16 protein-coding genes are annotated in these 17,633 nt (G+C 65.6%); 8 read left to right on the forward strand and 8 right to left on the reverse strand.

Going from position 1 to position 17,633, the window contains the following annotated elements; translation table 11 throughout:
* Window positions 1–25: 25 nt before the first annotated feature.
* Window positions 26–1,039 (reverse strand): aldehyde reductase, encoded by a 1,014-nt coding sequence (locus Q7O19_RS02290; RefSeq protein WP_303808402.1) that lies wholly within the window; start codon window positions 1,037–1,039, stop codon window positions 26–28.
* A 28-nt stretch (window positions 1,040–1,067) separates the two neighbouring features.
* Here Q7O19_RS02290 and Q7O19_RS02295 point away from each other — a divergent pair, with 28 nt between their 5' ends.
* The gene (locus Q7O19_RS02295; protein ID WP_303783698.1) at window positions 1,068–2,465 is read left to right on the forward strand and encodes an MFS transporter; all 1,398 of its coding nucleotides are present in this window, start codon (window positions 1,068–1,070) and stop codon (window positions 2,463–2,465) included.
* Here the strand turns inward: Q7O19_RS02295 and Q7O19_RS02300 are convergent, their stop codons facing one another.
* The 5 genes from Q7O19_RS02300 to Q7O19_RS02320 all read right to left on the reverse strand — a co-directional run bounded on the left by Q7O19_RS02300 (window position 2,466) and on the right by Q7O19_RS02320 (window position 7,753).
* Entirely contained in the window at window positions 2,466–2,837 is a 372-nt protein-coding gene (locus tag Q7O19_RS02300) for a VOC family protein (RefSeq protein WP_303808403.1), read from the reverse strand.
* Window positions 2,838–2,878: 41 nt separating this feature from the next.
* The gene (gene ftsH / locus Q7O19_RS02305) at window positions 2,879–4,825 is read right to left on the reverse strand and encodes an ATP-dependent zinc metalloprotease FtsH (protein WP_303808404.1); all 1,947 of its coding nucleotides are present in this window, start codon (window positions 4,823–4,825) and stop codon (window positions 2,879–2,881) included.
* 107 nt (window positions 4,826–4,932) lie between these two features.
* Window positions 4,933–5,919, reverse strand: coding sequence for a tRNA lysidine(34) synthetase TilS (gene tilS / locus Q7O19_RS02310; protein ID WP_303808405.1), 987 nt, complete (start codon window positions 5,917–5,919; stop codon window positions 4,933–4,935).
* The gene (locus tag Q7O19_RS02315) at window positions 5,916–6,824 is read right to left on the reverse strand and encodes a YbgF trimerization domain-containing protein (RefSeq protein ID WP_303808406.1); all 909 of its coding nucleotides are present in this window, start codon (window positions 6,822–6,824) and stop codon (window positions 5,916–5,918) included. Before Q7O19_RS02315 ends, tilS begins: the two co-directional genes overlap by 4 nt.
* 17 nt (window positions 6,825–6,841) lie before the next feature.
* The gene (locus tag Q7O19_RS02320) at window positions 6,842–7,753 is read right to left on the reverse strand and encodes a helix-turn-helix domain-containing protein (protein ID WP_303808407.1); all 912 of its coding nucleotides are present in this window, start codon (window positions 7,751–7,753) and stop codon (window positions 6,842–6,844) included.
* 221 nt (window positions 7,754–7,974) lie between these two features.
* On the opposite strand from Q7O19_RS02320, the gene typA reads away from it, so the two are divergent.
* The 4 genes from typA to Q7O19_RS02340 all read left to right on the forward strand — a co-directional run bounded on the left by typA (window position 7,975) and on the right by Q7O19_RS02340 (window position 12,663).
* Entirely contained in the window at window positions 7,975–9,810 is a 1,836-nt protein-coding gene (gene typA / locus Q7O19_RS02325; protein WP_303808408.1) for a translational GTPase TypA, read from the forward strand.
* Window positions 9,811–9,984: 174 nt separating this feature from the next.
* Window positions 9,985–10,611, forward strand: a complete 627-nt coding sequence (gene folE, locus Q7O19_RS02330; RefSeq protein WP_303808409.1) for a GTP cyclohydrolase I FolE — start codon at window positions 9,985–9,987, stop codon at window positions 10,609–10,611.
* 38 nt (window positions 10,612–10,649) lie between these two features.
* Window positions 10,650–11,201 carry a hypothetical protein gene (locus Q7O19_RS02335; protein WP_303808410.1) on the forward strand — a complete coding sequence of 184 codons (552 nt, stop codon included), beginning with the start codon at window positions 10,650–10,652 and terminating at the stop codon, window positions 11,199–11,201.
* An 85-nt stretch (window positions 11,202–11,286) separates the two neighbouring features.
* Window positions 11,287–12,663 (forward strand): MATE family efflux transporter, encoded by a 1,377-nt coding sequence (locus Q7O19_RS02340; RefSeq protein ID WP_303808411.1) that lies wholly within the window; start codon window positions 11,287–11,289, stop codon window positions 12,661–12,663.
* Here the strand turns inward: Q7O19_RS02340 and Q7O19_RS02345 are convergent.
* A complete protein-coding gene (locus Q7O19_RS02345; protein WP_303808412.1) occupies window positions 12,623–13,945 on the reverse strand; it encodes an NAD(P)/FAD-dependent oxidoreductase in 1,323 nt (440 codons plus the stop codon). The genes Q7O19_RS02340 and Q7O19_RS02345 overlap by 41 nt on opposite strands.
* 108 nt (window positions 13,946–14,053) lie before the next feature.
* On the opposite strand from Q7O19_RS02345, the gene zwf reads away from it, so the two are divergent.
* Genes zwf through eda form a run of 3 tightly spaced genes read left to right on the forward strand, consistent with a single transcriptional unit; the run spans window position 14,054 to window position 17,089 of the window.
* Window positions 14,054–15,499, forward strand: a complete 1,446-nt coding sequence (gene zwf, locus Q7O19_RS02350; RefSeq protein ID WP_303808413.1) for a glucose-6-phosphate dehydrogenase — start codon at window positions 14,054–14,056, stop codon at window positions 15,497–15,499.
* Window positions 15,492–16,478, forward strand: a complete 987-nt coding sequence (glk, locus tag Q7O19_RS02355) for a glucokinase (RefSeq protein WP_303784138.1) — start codon at window positions 15,492–15,494, stop codon at window positions 16,476–16,478. Before zwf ends, glk begins: the two co-directional genes overlap by 8 nt.
* Complete coding sequence (gene eda, locus Q7O19_RS02360; protein WP_303808458.1) at window positions 16,478–17,089, forward strand: bifunctional 4-hydroxy-2-oxoglutarate aldolase/2-dehydro-3-deoxy-phosphogluconate aldolase; 612 nt, start codon at window positions 16,478–16,480, stop codon at window positions 17,087–17,089. The genes glk and eda overlap by 1 nt, the downstream gene beginning before the upstream one ends.
* Here the strand turns inward: eda and Q7O19_RS02365 are convergent, their stop codons facing one another.
* Window positions 17,090–17,623 (reverse strand): hypothetical protein, encoded by a 534-nt coding sequence (locus tag Q7O19_RS02365; protein ID WP_303808415.1) that lies wholly within the window; start codon window positions 17,621–17,623, stop codon window positions 17,090–17,092.
* Window positions 17,624–17,633 lie beyond the last annotated feature (10 nt).

The raw sequence follows: 17,633 nt of genomic DNA on the forward strand, positions 1-17,633 counted from the left end.
CGTCAAAACTGACAAAAGCGGACTGTCACGCCTTGACGAGCCCCTTCTCGATCAGGCTGTGCGCACAATCGAGGATGGTCGTCGCCTCGTCTCGCGTCCTCCAGCCCAGCCGTTCCAGGGCGTGCGTCGCGCTGGCCTCACGGCGGCGGCCGAGTTCGGGCACGACCATTTTCACCGTCGCATCGAAATTGGCGAGCAGTTTCAACAGCCAATCCGGCAGGCCGCGCGTCGGCACCCGCCGCGCCTGATTGCCCAGTCCGGCCTTCAGCACCTCGGCCACCTCGCGCATCCACATGAACTTGCCCTGCGCGATGAAGCGTTCGCCATCCAGCCCTGGCGCTGTCATCGCCGTGACGTGCAGATCAGCGACGTCGCGCACATCGACCACCCCAAAGCCCAGGCGCGGCAGGCCGGGCAGCGCGCCGTCGAGCAATTTCTTCACCACTTCGAGGCTGGTCGAGAAATCCGCTCCCAGCACCGGGCCGAGCACGGCGGCCGGGTTGATCGACACATATTCCATCGGCTTGCCGTTCGCCGCCATCCAGTCCCGGGCGGCACGTTCGGCCAGCGTCTTCGACTTGATATAGGCGTATGATTCGAGGCTGTTGATGTTGGACCAGTCGCTTTCCGTGAACGGCGCGTGGCCGTTGCCATGGCCATAGGCAATGGCCGCCATGCTGCTGGTCATCACCACGCGCTTAACGCCGGCAGCATGGGCAAAGCGCAGCGCACGCAAGGCGCCTTCGCGGGCCGGAACGATCAGATCATCAGGGTTCTTCGGTTCGCCCGCCGGGATCGGAGACGCGATATGCTGCACATATTCAACGCCCTGCATCGCTTCGGCCCAGCCAGCGTCGCTCATCAGATCGCAGGCCACCAGTTCAAGATTGGGCAGGCCCAGCGTTGCGCGCACTTCAGTGGCACGGGCGAGGTTGCGGATGGTACCACGCACCGGCCAGTCATCGGCCACCAGCGCCTTGATGATGAAGCCGGCGATATAGCCCGAAGCGCCGGTCACCAACACCTTGCCCGTTGCCATATCACCCTCCCGCTGCTGTCAGGATGGCATGGTGGTGGGCAAGTGCCAGCTTGGCAAGCGCGTCGGTGAGGGCCATGAAGCAGGCGTGCAACCCCGCAATCCCTTTGCCGGCCTTGGCGCCACATCGCTGCCGCGCCGTGAATTCGCCGTGGTCTTTGCCGCGTTGCTCACTGTGGCCGCTGGAAATACGGCGCTGCAAACCGTTCTGCCCGCCATCGCGCGTGTGATCCATCTGCCCGACATGCTGGTGGCGTTGATCTTCTCCTTCTCTGCCCTGCTGTGGACGGTCAGCGCGCCCTATTGGGCGCGGCAGAGCGACATCCGCGGCCGGCGGCGGCTGATGCTGGTCGGCTCGCTGGGCTTCATGGTGTCGATGACCGGCTGCGGCATTGCCATCTATGCCGGGCTCAACGGCTGGCTGGCGCCGATCGCCACCTTCGCGCTGTTCGCCAGCCTGCGCAGCCTGTTCGGCATATTCGGATCGGCGGCCAACCCGGCGGCACAGGCCTATGTCGCAGGGCGCACCAACGAACAGGATCGCACCGCCGCGCTGTCCAGCCTGTCATCCGCGTTCGGGTTGGGCACCATCATCGGGCCAGCGGTGGCGCCCTTGTTCATCCTGGCCCCATTGGGGCTCTCGGGGCCAATGTTCGCTTTTGCCGCCATTGCCGCCGTGGTGATGGCCGCTGTGGCACGAGTGCTGCCTGATGATGATCCGACCCATCGGCCTGGCCAGGCCCAAATGGGCAGCGGCGCACCATCGTCGGAGCCCAATCTGGCCGGAGCCACCACCGGCGCCAGCGTGAGCGCCGCCGCCGCCGGCCGGCCCAAGCGACTGAGCGTGAAAGACAATCGAATTGCGCCCTTCATGATATTTGGCTTTGTGTCAGGCTCCATCCAGGCCGCCACCGGCCAGGCGCTGGGCTTTCTGGTGATCGACACGCTGGGCGGTGACGCGCTTGATTCACAGCGGTCGATCGCGCTGATCTTCATGGCCGGGGCGTTTTCAACCTTGCTAGCGCAATGGGTGCTGATCCCGCAGCTGCGGCTCACCCCGCCGGCGCTGATGCGCTGGGGCACGTTGCTGGCTGCTGTCGGCACGGCAGGCATCGCCGTATCGGGCAGCCTGTATGCGCTGGTGCTGGCCTTTGCGCTGATGAGCATGGGCTATGGTCTGGCGCGGCCGGGTTTCACGGCTGGGGCCAGTCTTGCCGTTTCCCGCGCAGAACAAGGCGGCGTTGCGGGCGCGGTAACCTCGGTCAACGGCAGCTGCTTCATCATGGCGCCGGCGATCGGCATTGGGCTCTATCAGATCGGCCCGTCGGTTACCTACTGGCTTGGAGCGGCGGCGCTGGTGGCGCTGGCGGTCTATGCTTTCACCCAGCCTGCCTTAGGCCGCGAACCCGGCGAATTTCACGAGGATTAACTAGCGCGATTGCAACAGGGCGATCCGGTTGCCCTCACTGTCTTCGAACTCGGCCACCCAGCCATTGGAACCGATGTCCTTCTTTGCATAAAGGGTGCGGCCACCGACAGCATTGGCACGGCTTAGCACGGCGTCAACATCGGTTACGCGAAAATAGAGAATCGGTCCGGCCTTGCCCGGCACGTAAACGTCGCCCTTGACCAGCGCGCCTTCCGGGCCATCGGTGCCAGGAAACATGGCCATGTCGTAGCCATCAACCCGCTCCCGGCTCAGGAGCTTGCCGAACACTGATTCGTAAAAGCGCATCGCTCGGTCCAGATTACTCACCGGGATCTCGAACCACGCGATCAGCGAGGCATCAGTGGCAGCCACAGGAGCCGCCACCAACAGGGCCAGCGCAATCGCCAGCCACCTCAAGCGCCAGCTGGTGCCTCACCCAGACCGGTGCCGCGACGGCCGGCCTTGGGAATGGCAGACGAGCCAGACGAAGGCCGCACTACTGGGGTAGTGGTGGCGCTGCCGCGATCGACGGTGCCGCCGTCCATGACCTTCTTGATCTCGTCACCGGTCAGCGTCTCATATTCCAGCAGGGCGCCGGCGATGGCGTGCAGCTGGTCGATATTGTCGGTCAGCACCTGCTTGGCACGATCATAGCCGGTGGTGACGATGGCGCGCACTTCGCTATCGATCATCTGCGCGGTTTCTTCCGACATGTTCTGCGCCTTGGTCACGCTGTGGCCGAGGAACACTTCTTCCTGGTTCTCAACATATTTCAGCGGGCCCAACTTATCGGACATGCCCCACTGAGTCGCCATCGAGCGCGCCAGATCGGTGGCATAGCTGATGTCCGACGAGGCGCCGGAGCTGACCTTGTCATAGCCGAAGATCACTTCTTCTGCGACACGGCCACCCATGGCCACGGCCAGGTTGGCGTACATCTTGTCCCGGTGATAGCTGTATTGGTCACGTTCCGGCAGGCGCATCACCATGCCGAGCGCGCGGCCGCGCGGGATGATGGTGGCCTTGTGAATTGGGTCAGACGCCTGCTCGTGCAGCGAGACGAGCGCGTGGCCAGCCTCGTGATAGGCGGTCATCTTCTTCTCGTCCTCGGTCATCGCCATGGTCTTGCGCTCGGTGCCCATCAGCACCTTGTCCTTGGCGTCTTCGAATTCGCGCATAGAAACCAGCCGCTTGCCGCGGCGGGCGGCCAGCAGCGCGGCTTCGTTGACCAGATTGGCCAGATCAGCACCGGCAAAGCCCGGGGTGCCACGCGCAATTGTGCGAGCGTTCACGTCGGGCGCCAGCGGCACCTTCTTCATATGGACGGCAAGGATCTTCTCGCGCCCATCGATATCGGGGCGACCGACCACGACCTGGCGGTCGAAACGGCCGGGGCGGAGCAGGGCGGGATCGAGCACGTCGGGCCGGTTGGTGGCAGCGATGATGATGATGCCTTCGTTGGCATCGAAACCGTCCATCTCCACCAGCAGCTGGTTCAGCGTCTGCTCGCGCTCGTCGTTGCCACCTCCCAGACCAGCGCCGCGGCTGCGGCCCACGGCGTCGATTTCATCGATAAAGATGATGCACGGGGCCGACTTCTTGCCCTGTTCGAACATGTCGCGGACACGGCTGGCGCCAACACCGACGAACATTTCAACGAAATCGGAGCCGGAGATTGAAAAGAACGGCACATTGGCTTCGCCGGCAATGGCGCGGGCGAGCAGCGTCTTGCCGGTGCCGGGCGGGCCAACCAGCAACGCGCCCTTCGGAATCTTGCCACCCAGTCGGCTGAAACGGCCCGGATCCTTCAGGAAATCAACGATTTCCTGCAGTTCCTCGCGGGCTTCGTCGATGCCGGCCACGTCGTCAAAAGTCACGCGGCCTTCCTTCTGCACCAGCAGCTTGGCGCGGGATTTGCCGAAACCCATGGCGCCACGGCCAGCACCATTCTGCATCTGGCGCATGACGAAGATCCAGATGCCAATCATCAGGATGAAGGGCAGCATGTTGAAGAACAGCTGCGCGATCACCGAACGGCTTTCTTCCGGGCGGGCATCAAAGCGCACGCCCTTGGTGCGCAGACGCTCGATCAACTGGGTGTCGCCGGGGTTGAAGGTGCGGAACTCCTCGTCACCGCTGGTGCGGCCGATGATTTCCTCGCCGCGGATCTCCACCGATTTCACAGCGCCATCATCCACGCGCGCCAGGAAATCCGAATAGGCCAGCGTGTCACCGCTGCGCGAAGAGCCGGTGCCCTGCATCACGTTCACCGCCACGGCGAGGCCGAGCAGGATAACGATCCACAACCCCAGATTTTTCATCCAGGGGTTGGGCGGACGCTTGTTGGGGCCTTCGGACATGGACAGTTCCTGATCAGATACACACGGCGATACTAGCGATCACACGCACAACCCAAGATAAGGTGGAATGGTGGGGTTGCAATCCGCCTGTGCTGTTCTGCCCCGTTTCAGGCGGCGTTTTGTGGCTTTTTGCCGCCCGTCTGTGGCGGCCGGGTGACGGAAAGTTGCCAGATTGTGCCGGGACGCGCGACGATGCCGGCCAGCGTGCCGGTTGCTCCAGCCCCGAGCCGCGCGGCAAGCCGGGCGATCTCGCTGCCCCGCGCCGGCCGCCCGGCCAGCGTTTCCACCGCGCTTGCCAGCAGCCGTTGCACCAGCGCTGCCGGCAATCCGCCGGCATCAACCAGCAACCGGCCATCGGCTTGCTGAACCCGCCCGGCCCAGGCCAGATCGGCGGCCCAGGCAAGCGCTTCGGCGTCGGCAGCCAGATGCGCCGCACTGGCCGCCAGCGCCGTGACATCCAGCGCCGGCGTGGCCGCCAGCAGGGCCCGCATTGCCGTGCGATCATGGCGGGGATCGCGGTTGCTGGGATCATCCACTTGCTGCCAAGCATCAGCCGCCGCAAGCGCCGCCAGATCGGCCTTGCGGACCGCCAGCAGCGGCCGCACCAGCATCACGCCGGGCTGCAATCGCCGGGCCGGTCGGATCGCGGCCAGACCGTCACTGCCGCTGGCGCGGTTCAGGCGCATCAGCAGCGTTTCGGCCTGGTCGTCGGCGTGATGGGCGGTGAGCAGCAGGCCGCAGCCGTGGGCGGCGCACCAATCGCCCATCAGGGCATAGCGGGCGGCGCGGGCGCGGGCCTGGATATTGTTGGTGAAATCCCCGCCTTCACGCACCAGCGTAACATGCGGCAAGCCGCGGGCGGCGCACTGAGCGGCAACACCGGCGGCTTCTGCGGCCGCCTCGGACCGCAGGCGGTGATCAACGGTGAGCGCCGTCACCCGGCCGGGAAAGGCCGCAGCGGCCAGCGACAGCAGCGCCAGGCTGTCAGGCCCGCCCGAAGTCGCCACCGCAATGCGTTCATCAGCGGCCACCGGGCGGCCCAGCGCCGCCGCAATCAGTGCGGCCAGATCAGGCCGCACATTTGGCCCGCTCACGCAGTGCACTTGGCTTTCGTGCGCTGGCGCCCGGCGTCGGCCTTCTGCGTATCGGTCAACTTGGCTCCAAAGACCGCTTCAAGCTCGCCCAGCACCTGGCAGGCGTCCTTGGGCTTGGTCATCGCGTTCAAGGCGTTAGCCAGCGCGATCAGCGCATCGGGGGCCGGCGTCGAACGCGGGGCGGACTGATAGACATCAAGGAACGCCTTGGCCGCCTGCGAATAGTGGGTGCGCGCGGCAAAGCTGCGGCCCAGCCAGTATTTGGCCTGCGGCACGCGGATGGATTTCGGCCAATCGGCGATGAACTGGCTCATCGCCGTTTCAACGCCCGGCCAATCGCGAGCTGTCACCTTTGGATAGGCGGCGGTCCAGGCCGCCGTATCAGTGGCGGGCTTGGCGGCGGGCGCAGCCGGCTTGGCGGGCGCCGGTGCGGGCGTTGCAGCGGAGAGGGCCGGCAGCTTGCCTGGCACCGCGGCGGGATCGGCGGCGGGGGCCGGCGGCGCACCACCAGGATTCTCCAGCGCGTTCAGCCGGAACTCGACATCGCCCTTCAATCGGCGCTGGCCGTCTTCCAATTGGCGCAATTTGTATTCCATCGCCTCGATCTGGCCGGTCATCGTTTTCAACTGGCCTTCCAGCGCGTCCACCCGGCCGGTCAGATCGGCAATCGGCGTGGTGGCGGGCGGCGTTTCCGGCGCAGGTGCGGGCGTTGCGGCCTGGGCGGGGATTTCCGGTTCGAAGAATCGCGCGTTGCCGCCGGGAAAAACCTTGCGCTGCACCGCGCGCATTTCCGATTCGAGCGTACCCACCCGGCGATCGAGCTTGCCAACATCCACCGCCTGTGCCGCGAGAGGGGCGGGCAGCAGCACGGCGGCAGCAAGCAGAACAGGCACGAAACGGCTCACAAACAGGCTCCCGAAACTCAACGTGGCGCCGGTTGTGGAGCAGCCTGACTTGGCGAACCCTGAACAGGCGCAGCGGCAGCAGCGGACCCGGCAAAACGTTCCGCCAGGGCCGGCGCGGTCAGCACCACGCCATCAACGGTTTCGACCGACCCGCCCAGCGGTGGCAGCTTGACGCCGGCCACGCTCACCTCGATCTCGCCGGCGCGACCCGCGCGCAGGACGAGGGGACCATTGTCCTCCGGCACCTTGTAGATGCTGCCGGCAACCATCAGGCCCTGAAATGCCTTGCGGCCGGTGATGCGGCTATAGATTTTCACCCACACGTCCGTTCGCGCTGTCAACGTCACCGGGCCACTGGTTGGGATGATGGCGGGCGTCGCAGCTGCGGCACTGGCGCCCGGCGCAGCAGCAGCCGGGGCGGGCGCCGGAGCGGAGGCTGCTGCAGTGGCCGTGTCTATCGCTGCCGGGGCCGGGGCTGCCACTTGCGGAGCGCTTGGCACCGGATCGAGCACGCCGCTGCCATAATGGCCGAGACCGCCGATCACGAGCACCAGCACAGCCAACCCGGCCAAGGCCAGACCCTGCGACGGCAATCGGGATTCATCCAGCGGTTCCAGGCTGAGCGCGGATGGCACATGCGGGGTCAGTCGGGTTTCGGCACGGAATTGGGCGCCGACGCTTTCAGGATTGAGCCCGACGCTGCGCGCAAAGGTCTTCACGAAACCCAACGCATAAGGCAGCGCCGGCAGCGCTTCATGATCATCGGCTTCGATGGCCATCAGGTGGCGCATGGGCACGCGGGTTTCGCGGGCCAGATCGGACAGTTCGCGGCCAGCGGCAGCGCGAGCTTCCGCCAGCAGGGCACCCACCGTCAGGCCCCGATAGGCACCTTGCGGATATCCAGCATTTCCCTTTTCGTCTTCGACCATCCGGGCGAGCCCCAAGCTTTGACATTTACATGGCCATTGTCATCGTCTGGAGTCAATCATTTGCAGACGGATTCGCCGGTTATTGCGGCAGTGCAGCACCCCCGGGAGACCCTTGACTTGCCCTTGCGGCGGGCTTGCCCTATGAGCGCAGCCGACATGGCCGGCGCAATGCTGGCGATTTTGCCCGCCCAGCCCCTGCCCATCTGATCCGGAAGTACCGCATGTCCACCCGCAACATCGCGATCATCGCGCACGTCGACCATGGCAAGACCACCTTGGTTGACCAGCTGTTCCGCCAGTCCGGCACTTTCCGCGACAACCAGCGCGTGGCCGAACGCGCCATGGATTCCAATGACCTGGAAAAGGAACGCGGGATCACCATCCTGGCCAAGTGCACCAGCATCGAGTGGGCAGACGCTGACAACAGTCCCTACCACATCAACATTGTCGACACCCCCGGACACGCCGATTTCGGCGGCGAGGTGGAGCGCATCCTGTCGATGGTTGATGGCGTGATTCTGCTGGTTGATGCTGCCGAAGGCCCGATGCCGCAAACCAAGTTCGTCTGCGGCAAGGCGCTGGCGCTGGGCCTGCGACCGATTGTCGTCGTCAACAAGATCGACCGTCCGGATGCGCGCGCATCTGAAGTGTTGGACGAAGTGTTCGATCTGTTCGTGACGCTGGAAGCCAACGACGACCAGCTCGATTTCCCCGTCCTTTATGCCTCCGGCCGCGGCGGTTATGCCGGGCCGACCGACGACGTGCGTTCCGGCGACCTGAAGCCGCTGTTCCAGAAGATCGTCGATCATGTACCGCCGCCCAGCGGCGATCCGGAAGCCCCGTTCCGCATGCTGGTTTCGCTGCTGGACCGCGACAATTTCCTGGGCCGCATCCTCACCGGCCGCATCATGTCGGGCACGCTGAAGGTCAACAGCCCGATCCACGCCTTGAACCCTGACGGCACGGTGGCCGAAATCGGCCGCGCCTCGAAAATCTTTGCCTTCCGTGGCCTCGAACGCGTTGCCGTCGATCAAGCCGTTGCCGGTGACATCATCGCGCTGGCCGGCCTGACCAAGGCCACCGTGGCCGATACCATCGCCGAGCAGAGCGTGAGCGAAGCCTTGGCCGCCCAGCCGATCGATCCGCCGACCCTGTCGATGACCTTCAGCGTGAACGACAGCCCCTATGCCGGCAAGGACGGCAGCAAGGTGACGAGCCGCATGATCGCGGATCGGCTGGCACGCGAAGCCGAAGGCAATGTGGCCATCCGCATCACCGAACTGCCGTCGAAGGACGCATTTGAAGTGGCCGGCCGCGGCGAATTGCAACTGGGTGTGCTGATCGAAACCATGCGCCGCGAAGGTTTCGAACTGTCGATTTCGCGCCCGCGGGTGATCTTCGGCACCGACGAAGCTGGCAAGCGTACCGAGCCCTATGAAACCGTCGTGATCGACGTGGACGAGGCCTATTCCGGCACGGTTGTCGAGAAGATGGCACAGCGCAAGTCCGAGATGACCGACATGCGCCCCAGCGGCGGCGGCAAGACCCGCCTGACCTTCTCGGCCCCGTCGCGCGGCCTGATCGGCTATCACGGCGAATTCCTGTCGGACACGCGCGGCACCGGCATCATGAACCGGCTGTTTGAAAAATACGGCCCGCACAAGGGCGCGATTTCGGGCCGTGCCAATGGTGTTCTGATCTCCACCGAGAGCGGCGAAGCCGTCACCTATGCGCTGGGTTATCTGCAGCCGCGCGGCATCCTGATGATCGGCCCGGGCGAATCGGTGTACCAGGGCATGGTGATCGGCGAAAACGCCCGCGAGGAAGATCTTGAGGTCAACCCGCTGAAGTCGAAGGCGCTCACCAACTTCCGCGCCAGCGGCAAGGATGACGCCATCCAGCTCTCCCCGCCCAAGAAGCTGACGCTGGAACAGGCCATCGCCTATATCGACGAGGATGAGCTGGTGGAGGTGACGCCCAATCACATCCGACTGCGCAAGATTCACCTCGATCCGCACGAGCGCAAGCGCGCCAGCCGGGCGAAACAGGCCGGCTGACACCCGACGCCACAGGCATATATTTTTGTTCACTGGTAAAGGGTCGTGGCAGCGTGCACCGCTGCTGCGACAATGGGACAATTGTGAGCCGGGGCAGATACGCCTAGGCCGCCTATCCCATTGTCCCCATGGGCCGCAGCGGGCCAGGCTGAGCCTCGAGCTGGAGTTTCCACCATGACTGCCATCTATGACGACGATGCCCCGATGGACGCCCCGGCCCCGGCCGATTTCGTTACCATCCCGCAGGCCGAAGCCGAAGACGCCATTCGCACGCTGATTCGCTGGACCGGCGATGATCCGACGCGCGAAGGCCTGCTCGACACGCCCAAGCGCGTCGCCAAGGCATGGCGCGAATATACCAAGGGCTATGCCGAAGATCCCGGCCTGCACCTGTCGCGCACCTTCGCCGAAGTGGGCGGCTATGACGAGATCGTGATCCTGCGTGACATCCCGTTCCAGTCGCACTGCGAACATCACATGGCGCCGATCATCGGCAAAGGCAGCATTGCCTATCTGCCGCGCAACCGGGTTGTCGGCATTTCCAAGCTGGCGCGCGTGCTGCACGGCTTTGCCCGCCGCCTGCAGGTGCAGGAACGGTTGACCGCAGAGGTGGCCGATTGCATCCAGTACCACCTTGATCCCGTTGGCGTGGCCGTGGTGATCGAGGCGACGCACGCCTGCATGTCGGCCCGCGGCGTGATGACGCCGGGCGTGGTGATGACCACGAGCCGCATGATGGGCACATTCCGCAACGATCACAGCAGCCGCACTGAAGTGCTGCGGCTTATGGGTAAAGGCTGAAGCTTGCCGACCGGGGCGAGCCGGGGCACACTGCCGCGGTGATGCTGTTGCCCGCCCTTTTGCTGTTTGCCGCCCAGGCCGCGCCGCCACCACCGCCGCCGCCGTCAAACAGCGGAACCGAGCAGGTGATCGGGCCGGACAAGGGCGGTGTGGATGATGCGCTGGGCCGCGCTGCCACCCGCCCCTTGCGCGATCTGAACGTGATGAAGCCGAAGATCGCGCCGGGGCTGGCCGCGATCATGGCTGATCCCTATGCTGTGAAATCCCTGCGCACCTGCCGCCAGCTGAACACCGAAGTGAACCGCATGACGGGGCTGGTTGGCCCCGATGTCGACGATCCTGCGCTGGTGGGCAAAAAGGGCCGCAGCCCGGCCGAGCAGTTGTTTGACAGTGCCGAGGGCATTACCGGCAGCCTGGTCCCCGGCCAGGGCATCATCAGGCAGATCACTGGCGCCAACAAGGCCGCCCGCCAGGCCGCCGCTGCCCGGCTGGCCGGCCAGATCCGGCGCAGTTACACCAAGGGCATGATGAAGGCCCGCGGTTGCCGGCTGGTGCCGGCGCCGCCCGAGAAGCCTGCTCCCAAGAAGTAATCGCCCGCCGATTTGCCCGAATCTGCCGCGGCCTGTATGGCGAGCGGCCTTTTGCACCTTGGAATGACCCGCAATGACGGCCGCCATGGCCCCGACCGAGACGACCGGATCCGGCCTGTCGGCGCTGCTGCGCCTTTCAGGGCCGGTCGTCGCGTCGCGGCTGGGCATCATGGCGATGGGACTGGTCGATACGATCGTCGTCGGTCGCCACAGTTCAGCTGATCTGGGCTGGCACGCGCTGGCCTGGGCGGTAACGGGGGTTGTGCTAACCACTGCGCTCGGCCTGCTCAGCGGGGTGCAGGTGATGACCAGTCAGGCCATCGGCGCAGGCCGCGAGGCCGATACCGGGGCGATCCTGCGGCGAGGTCTGGCCTATTCCCTGTGGATCTCGGTCGCAGCGGCCGTGTTTCTGGTGCTGACCGGGGGACCGATGCTGCACGCCTTTGGACTGGCACCGGGCCTCGCCGATGGCGCGACGCCGGTGCTGCAGGTGCAGGCGGCCTCGCTGATCCCCATCCTTGTTGCCGATGCCGGCCTGTTCTGGCTGGAAGCGCACGGCCGCGCTCTACCGGGCACCATCGCCATGTGGTTGGCCAATATCGTTAATCTCGCGGTCAATCTCTGGCTGGTGCCGGGCGGCAACATGCTGGGCGTGGAAGGCGCGGTGGCCAGCGCCTGGGCCACCTTTGCCAGCCGCATCTTCCTGCTGGTCGCCATCGGCTGGATCATCCTGTCGTGGACACGCGCTCGCGAACTGGGCGTCCTGCAGAAGGCGCCGCGTGATCCTGCAGCATTCCGCGCCATGCGCCGGGTCGGCTATGGCGGGGCGGCGAGCTATTTCATCGAAAGTCTGGCCTTTTCGGCAATGGCGGTGTTTGCCGGCTGGATCAGTGCCACGGCCGTGGCGGTGTGGGCGGTGGTGATCAATGTGGCAGCGCTGGTATTCATGGTGCCGCTGGGCCTGTCGGTGGCCACATCGGTGCTGGTGGGCCGGGCCTATGGCGCGCGTGATCATGGCGCGATGGTGCAGGCGGCCGGCCTGGGCTTTGCCGTCACGACGGCGGTGCTGCTGCTGGTGTCACTGGGCGTCTGGCTGTTCCCGCAGACGATTGCCGCCGCCTATTCACGTGATGCGGCGGTGATCGCCGGCATTGCCAGCGCGATGATCTTGTCCAGCCTGTTCTTTGTCGCTGATGGCCTGCAGGTGGTGGCGTCGCAATCGCTGCGGGCGCGGTCTGATATTGTGGCGCCCACCGCCACGCATCTGGTGAGCTATGTGGTGGTGATGATGCCGCTGGCCTGGTGGCTGGGGGTGAAATCCGGCGGCGGTGTGGATGGGCTGATCTGGGCGATCGTCATCGCCAGCGCCTTGTCGGCCGTGCTGCTGTGGGGGCGATTCGTGGCTCTGGGCCGCGCGCCGCTCACGCCGCCAGACGCGGCGCCCGTTTCGCTCCCCGTCTGATTTCGGCGGCCAGATCGGCCACATAAGGTTCGAAATTCACCTGCATCGTGTGGCGGCGGCTGGCGTAATAATGGCCCTGGTAACGCTTTTCCTCGGCCACGATGGTCTGCGCCATCTCCTGCGGGGACGGCAGCGCGTAACGGCCGGCCAGAAACGCCGCCAGCAGCTTTGACTGCTGTTCCGCGAGGTTCACCAATGTAGGCAACGTCTGCGCCAGCCCCATGAACCACAGGCCGTGCAACGACGGATCGGACTGCACCATGCGCTTGTAGAGCGGGATGTGATTGTCGGTCACCCGCGCATCGTCTGCGCTGAGGAACGGGAATTCGATGTTGTAGCCGGTGGCGCAAATGATCACGTCCAGCACTTCGCGGCTGCCATCGGTGAAGATCACTCCGTCGCCATCGAGCCGGGCGATGGCCGGCTTCACCGCAATGTCACCGCTGCCGACCCGGGTCAGAAACTCGCCGCTCACCGTGGGGTGAGCGTCCAATGGTTCGTGATCGGGGGTGGGCAGGCCATAATCTTCCATATTGCCCACCAGGCTCTTCACCTTGCGCCGCCCGATCCAGCGCGCGATCGGCAGCGGCAGCCACGGCGGCGCGGCCTGCTTGTCGGCAGGTACCCCGTTGAAATATTTGGGCAAGACCCACACCCCGCGCCGGGTGGAGACGAAGCACTTTTCCGTGATGCTGCGCTGGCCGAGTTCGGACGCGATATCGACCGCGCTGTTGCCCAGGCCGACGACCAACACGCGCTTGCCGATCAGGTTCAGCGGCTCGAACGGGGTGCGATAATCATGGGCGTGGATGATGGTGCCGTTGAACTGGCCCTCCCACACCGGGCGGCTGGGGCTCCAATGGTGGCCGTTGGCCACGACGACCGCGCGATAGGCCTTGGTACCATTCTTGGTGGTGACATCCCAATTACCGTCGCTGCGCCGCGCCACCTTGGTCACCGGCCTTTCGAACTGGATCAGGCCCCGCAGCCCGAAATGATCGACATAATCGTTGAAATATTGCGCGATCAGGCTGTGGTGCGGGAAATCCGGCCAGTCGGCAGGCACCGGATATTCCGCGAACTGCAGCCGCCATTTCGACGTGTCGATGTGTAGTGACTGATAGGCGCTGCTCATGCCGTTGGGGTTGTTGTAGGCCCAGTTGCCGCCGATCCGGTCCGACGCTTCGAACCAGTCGAACACCACCCCCTCGTCGCGCAGACGCTTGGCGGTGGTGAAACCGGAACAGCCGGCACCGATCAGGGCAACAGGAAGCGGGCTCATGGCAACCATCCTAGGCAGATGTGGCGGACGCGCCACCTGACGCTTTGCAGGTGCCACCACAGCCAATCGCCTTGCCGGCGGACGCGCAATGCTGTTCAAGGTTGGGGCATGACCGCTGCCACATCCCTGCTGCTGTTCGGTGCCACTGGCGATCTGTCGCGGCGGATGCTGATCCCCTCGCTGTTTGGCCTGCACGGTGATGGCCTGCTTCACCCCGATCTCAGAATAATCGGCACCGCCCGTTCCACGCTCGACAGCGGCAGTTTCCGCGAGCTGGCGGCCAAAGCGTTGGAACAGCATCTGGAGGCGGATCGCCGCCCGCCTGCCGCGGTGGCCAGCTTCCTTGATCGGCTGGCCTATGTGCCGCTGGACGCCAGCCGCACCGAAGGCTTTGCCGCACTCGCCGCTGAAGTGGGCGATCCGTGCCGGCTGGCAATCTTCCTGTCCACCGCGCCCAGCCTGTTCGGATCGACGATTGCCGGGCTGTCGAGCGCCGGACTGGCCTGTGCAGGCGCTCGCCTCGCGCTGGAAAAGCCGCTGGGCCATGATCTGGCCAGCAGCCGCGCAATCAACGATGCCGTGGCCGCTGCCTACCCCGAAAGCCAGATTTTCCGCATCGATCATTATCTGGGCAAGGAAACCGTCCAGAACCTGCTCGCCCTGCGCTTCGGCAACATCTTGTTCGAACCGCTGTGGAACGCCACCGGCATCCAGTCCGTCCAGATCAGCGTGGGTGAGACAGTGGGGCTGGAAGGCCGCGGCGATTATTATGACGGCATGGGTGCCCTGCGCGACATGGTGCAGAATCACATGCTGCAACTGCTGGCGTTGGTCGCCATGGAGCCGCCGGCGCGCCTCGATCCGGCGGCCGTGCGCGATGAAAAGGTGAAGGTGCTGCGCTCGCTGCGCCGGATCACCGCCCGCGAAGTGGAAAGCCACAGCGTGCGCGGCCAATATGGTGCCGGCGCCATATTGGGCCAGCCGGTGCCCGGTTATCTGGATGAACTGGCCCGGCCATCCGATACTGAAACCTTCGTGGCGCTGAAGGCGCATGTCGACAATTGGCGCTGGAAGGGCGTGCCTTTCTATCTGCGCACCGGCAAGCGCGTACCGGAACGGGTGAGCGAGATCATCGTGCAGTTCCGCGACGTGCCGCACTCGATGTTCGGCGATGCCGCGCTGAAGGCCAACAAGCTGATCATCTCCATCCAGCCCGACGAGAATGTCGGCCTGCAGATGATGGCCAAGGTGCCGGGGCTGGACCGCGACGGGCTGAAACTGCGCGCAGTCCCGCTCGACATCGGCATGACCAATGCCTTTGCCGATGTGCGGCGCCGCATCGCCTATGAACGGCTGATGCTCGATCTGGTCGAAGGCCGGCAAACGCTGTTCGTGCGCCGCGACGAGGTGGAAGCGCAGTGGACCTGGATCGACGCCATCCGCGCCGGCTGGGCGCAGACCGGCATGGCGGTAAAGCCCTATGCCGCCGGCAACTGGGGCCCGGCCGCCGCCATCGCACTGACCGAACGCGACGGCGTGAGCTGGCATGACTGAGCTGGTCGCGACCGATATCGGTGGCACACACGCCAGGTTTGCGCTCGCCAGGCTGGATGGCGAAGGCCGCGTGGCGGCGCTTGATGAACCGGTGGTGCTGCGCTGCGCTGACCATGCCAGCCTGCACGATGCGTGGGAGTGCTTTGGCACCACCATTGGCCGGCCGCTGCCACGTGCTGCAGCCCTTGCCGTCGCTGGCCCGGTGGTGGGCCCAAACTCCTTCGACACGCTGAAGCTGACCAACAATCCCTGGGTGATCCGCCCGGCAATGGTGAACGAGAAGCTGGGCGTTGATGCCCATGTGCTGGTCAATGATTTTGAAGCTGTGGCCTATGCAGTCGGCGCCTGCGGCCCGGATCAGTTCCAGCATCTCTGTGGGCCTGATGTGCCGTTGCCCGAGACAGGCACCATTTCCGTGCTCGGCCCCGGCACCGGGCTGGGGGTTGGCCTGCTGGTCAAGCGCTGCGGCAACGATTGGCAGGTGCTGCCCACCGAAGGCAGCCATGGCGATTTTTCGCCGGTGGACAGCCTGGAAGACGCGATCCTGGCGCATTTCCGTCGCCGCTTTGGCCGGGTTTCGGCGGAACGGGTGATTTCCGGGCCGGGCCTGGCCGACATCCACGCGGCGCTGGCGGCGCTGGACGATCGGGCCATCCAGCCGATGGACGACAAGACCCTGTGGAGCCTGGCCATGAACGGTGAAGACAGCCTGGCAGCCGCCGCGCTCGACCGCTTCTGTCTGGCGCTGGGGACGTTCGCGGGCAATATCGCGCTGGCGCATGGGGCTGGCGGCGTGGTAATTGGTGGTGGGCTGGGCGCTCGCCTGGTCGATCATTTGCCGCGTTCCGGTTTTACCGGGCGCTTTGCCGCGAAGGGCCGGTTTGAAACGCTGATGCGCAGCCTTCCCGTCAAGCTGATCACCCACCCGCAGCCCGGCCTGTTCGGTGCTGCCGCCGCCTTTGGCCGAAAGAAGCGATGATGGATATCGACAGCGTGATGGGCCTGGCGCCGGTGATCCCGGTGCTGATGGTGGACGATATCGCCCACGCCCGGCCGCTGGCGGAAGCGCTGGTTGCCGGCGGCCTACCGGTGCTGGAAGTGACGCTACGCACGCCGGTCGCGCTGGACGTGATCACCGAAATGGCCAAGGTGCCAGGCGCCATCGTTGGTGCCGGCACGGTGATTTCATCGGGTGATCTTGCCGCCGCGCTGGTGGCCGGGGCGCGCTTTGTCGTTTCGCCCGGCATCACGGCGGCACTGGGATCGGCAGCGCGCACCAGCGGTGTGCCGTTCCTGCCCGGCGTGTCCAGCGCCAGCGATATCATCCGTGCCCAGGAAATGGGCTTCAACCGGCTGAAATTCTTCCCGGCGGTGGCCGCAGGCGGCCTGCCGATGCTGCGCGCGCTGACCGCGCCTTTTCGCAACGTGCGCTTCTGCCCAACCGGCGGCATCAGCCATGACAGCGCTGCGGAGTGGCTGGCCGAACCGGCCGTCGCCTGTGTCGGCGGCAGCTGGATCGCCAAGCGTGGCGAAACGGATTGGACCGCGATCGAGGCGCGGGCGCGGGCGGCGGCTGCCCTGCGCGGCTGATCACTCAGCCGGTTTCGGCCGGAACCACCACACGCCCGCCAGCATCAGCGTCGGCACCGCCAGTACCGCCAGAGTCCACCAACTGCCAGTCAGAATCAGCCGCGTTGCGCCGGCAAGGCTGCCCAGCAGCACGAATTCCCCCACCGCCATCAGCAGCGAACTGCGATAGCGTTTGCGAAAGGCGCTGCGGCGGGCCGGCGGCTGGGTCCAGGCCTGCATGGCGGCACTGGCGAGGCCAGCCACCAGCGCCATCGGCAGCATCACCGCCACCGCGACCGGCGACTTCGGCAGCACCACCAGCGCCAGCACGGACACCATCAGCGCCGGCGGGGTAAGCGCCGCTGCCAGCTTGGCCCGGATGGCAACGCCCGGGCGTAAGGGGGCAGCCGCAATCAGATCGGGCGCATCTTCGGCGCACAGTGCCAGCCAGGCCAGGGACGATGACAGTGCACCAGTCAGGAACACGCCGGCCGCCGCCAGCCGCGCCGGCGTCACCTGGCCATCGGTGAAGATCAGCGCCAGGATCGGCACCATGAACACCAAC

The organism is Sandarakinorhabdus limnophila DSM 17366, assembly GCF_945882885.1.
GTDB classification, from domain to species: Bacteria; Pseudomonadota; Alphaproteobacteria; order Sphingomonadales; family Sphingomonadaceae; genus Sandarakinorhabdus; species Sandarakinorhabdus limnophila_A.

Coding starts and splice junctions, on each gene's coding strand:
- Q7O19_RS02290 (WP_303808402.1), bottom strand. CDS start 1,039: ATGGCAACGGGCAAGGTGTTGGTGACCGGCGCTTCGGGCTATATCGCC.
- eda (WP_303808458.1), top strand. CDS start 16,478: ATGGATATCGACAGCGTGATGGGCCTGGCGCCGGTGATCCCGGTGCTG.
- Q7O19_RS02320 (WP_303808407.1), bottom strand. CDS start 7,753: ATGGTCGAAGACGAAAAGGGAAATGCTGGATATCCGCAAGGTGCCTAT.
- typA (WP_303808408.1), top strand. CDS start 7,975: ATGTCCACCCGCAACATCGCGATCATCGCGCACGTCGACCATGGCAAG.
- zwf (WP_303808413.1), top strand. CDS start 14,054: ATGACCGCTGCCACATCCCTGCTGCTGTTCGGTGCCACTGGCGATCTG.
- Q7O19_RS02295 (WP_303783698.1), top strand. CDS start 1,068: ATGGTGGTGGGCAAGTGCCAGCTTGGCAAGCGCGTCGGTGAGGGCCAT.
- glk (WP_303784138.1), top strand. CDS start 15,492: ATGACTGAGCTGGTCGCGACCGATATCGGTGGCACACACGCCAGGTTT.
- folE (WP_303808409.1), top strand. CDS start 9,985: ATGACTGCCATCTATGACGACGATGCCCCGATGGACGCCCCGGCCCCG.
- Q7O19_RS02345 (WP_303808412.1), bottom strand. CDS start 13,945: ATGAGCCCGCTTCCTGTTGCCCTGATCGGTGCCGGCTGTTCCGGTTTC.
- ftsH (WP_303808404.1), bottom strand. CDS start 4,825: ATGTCCGAAGGCCCCAACAAGCGTCCGCCCAACCCCTGGATGAAAAAT.
- Q7O19_RS02340 (WP_303808411.1), top strand. CDS start 11,287: ATGGCCCCGACCGAGACGACCGGATCCGGCCTGTCGGCGCTGCTGCGC.
- Q7O19_RS02365 (WP_303808415.1), bottom strand. CDS start 17,623: ATGGTGCCGATCCTGGCGCTGATCTTCACCGATGGCCAGGTGACGCCG.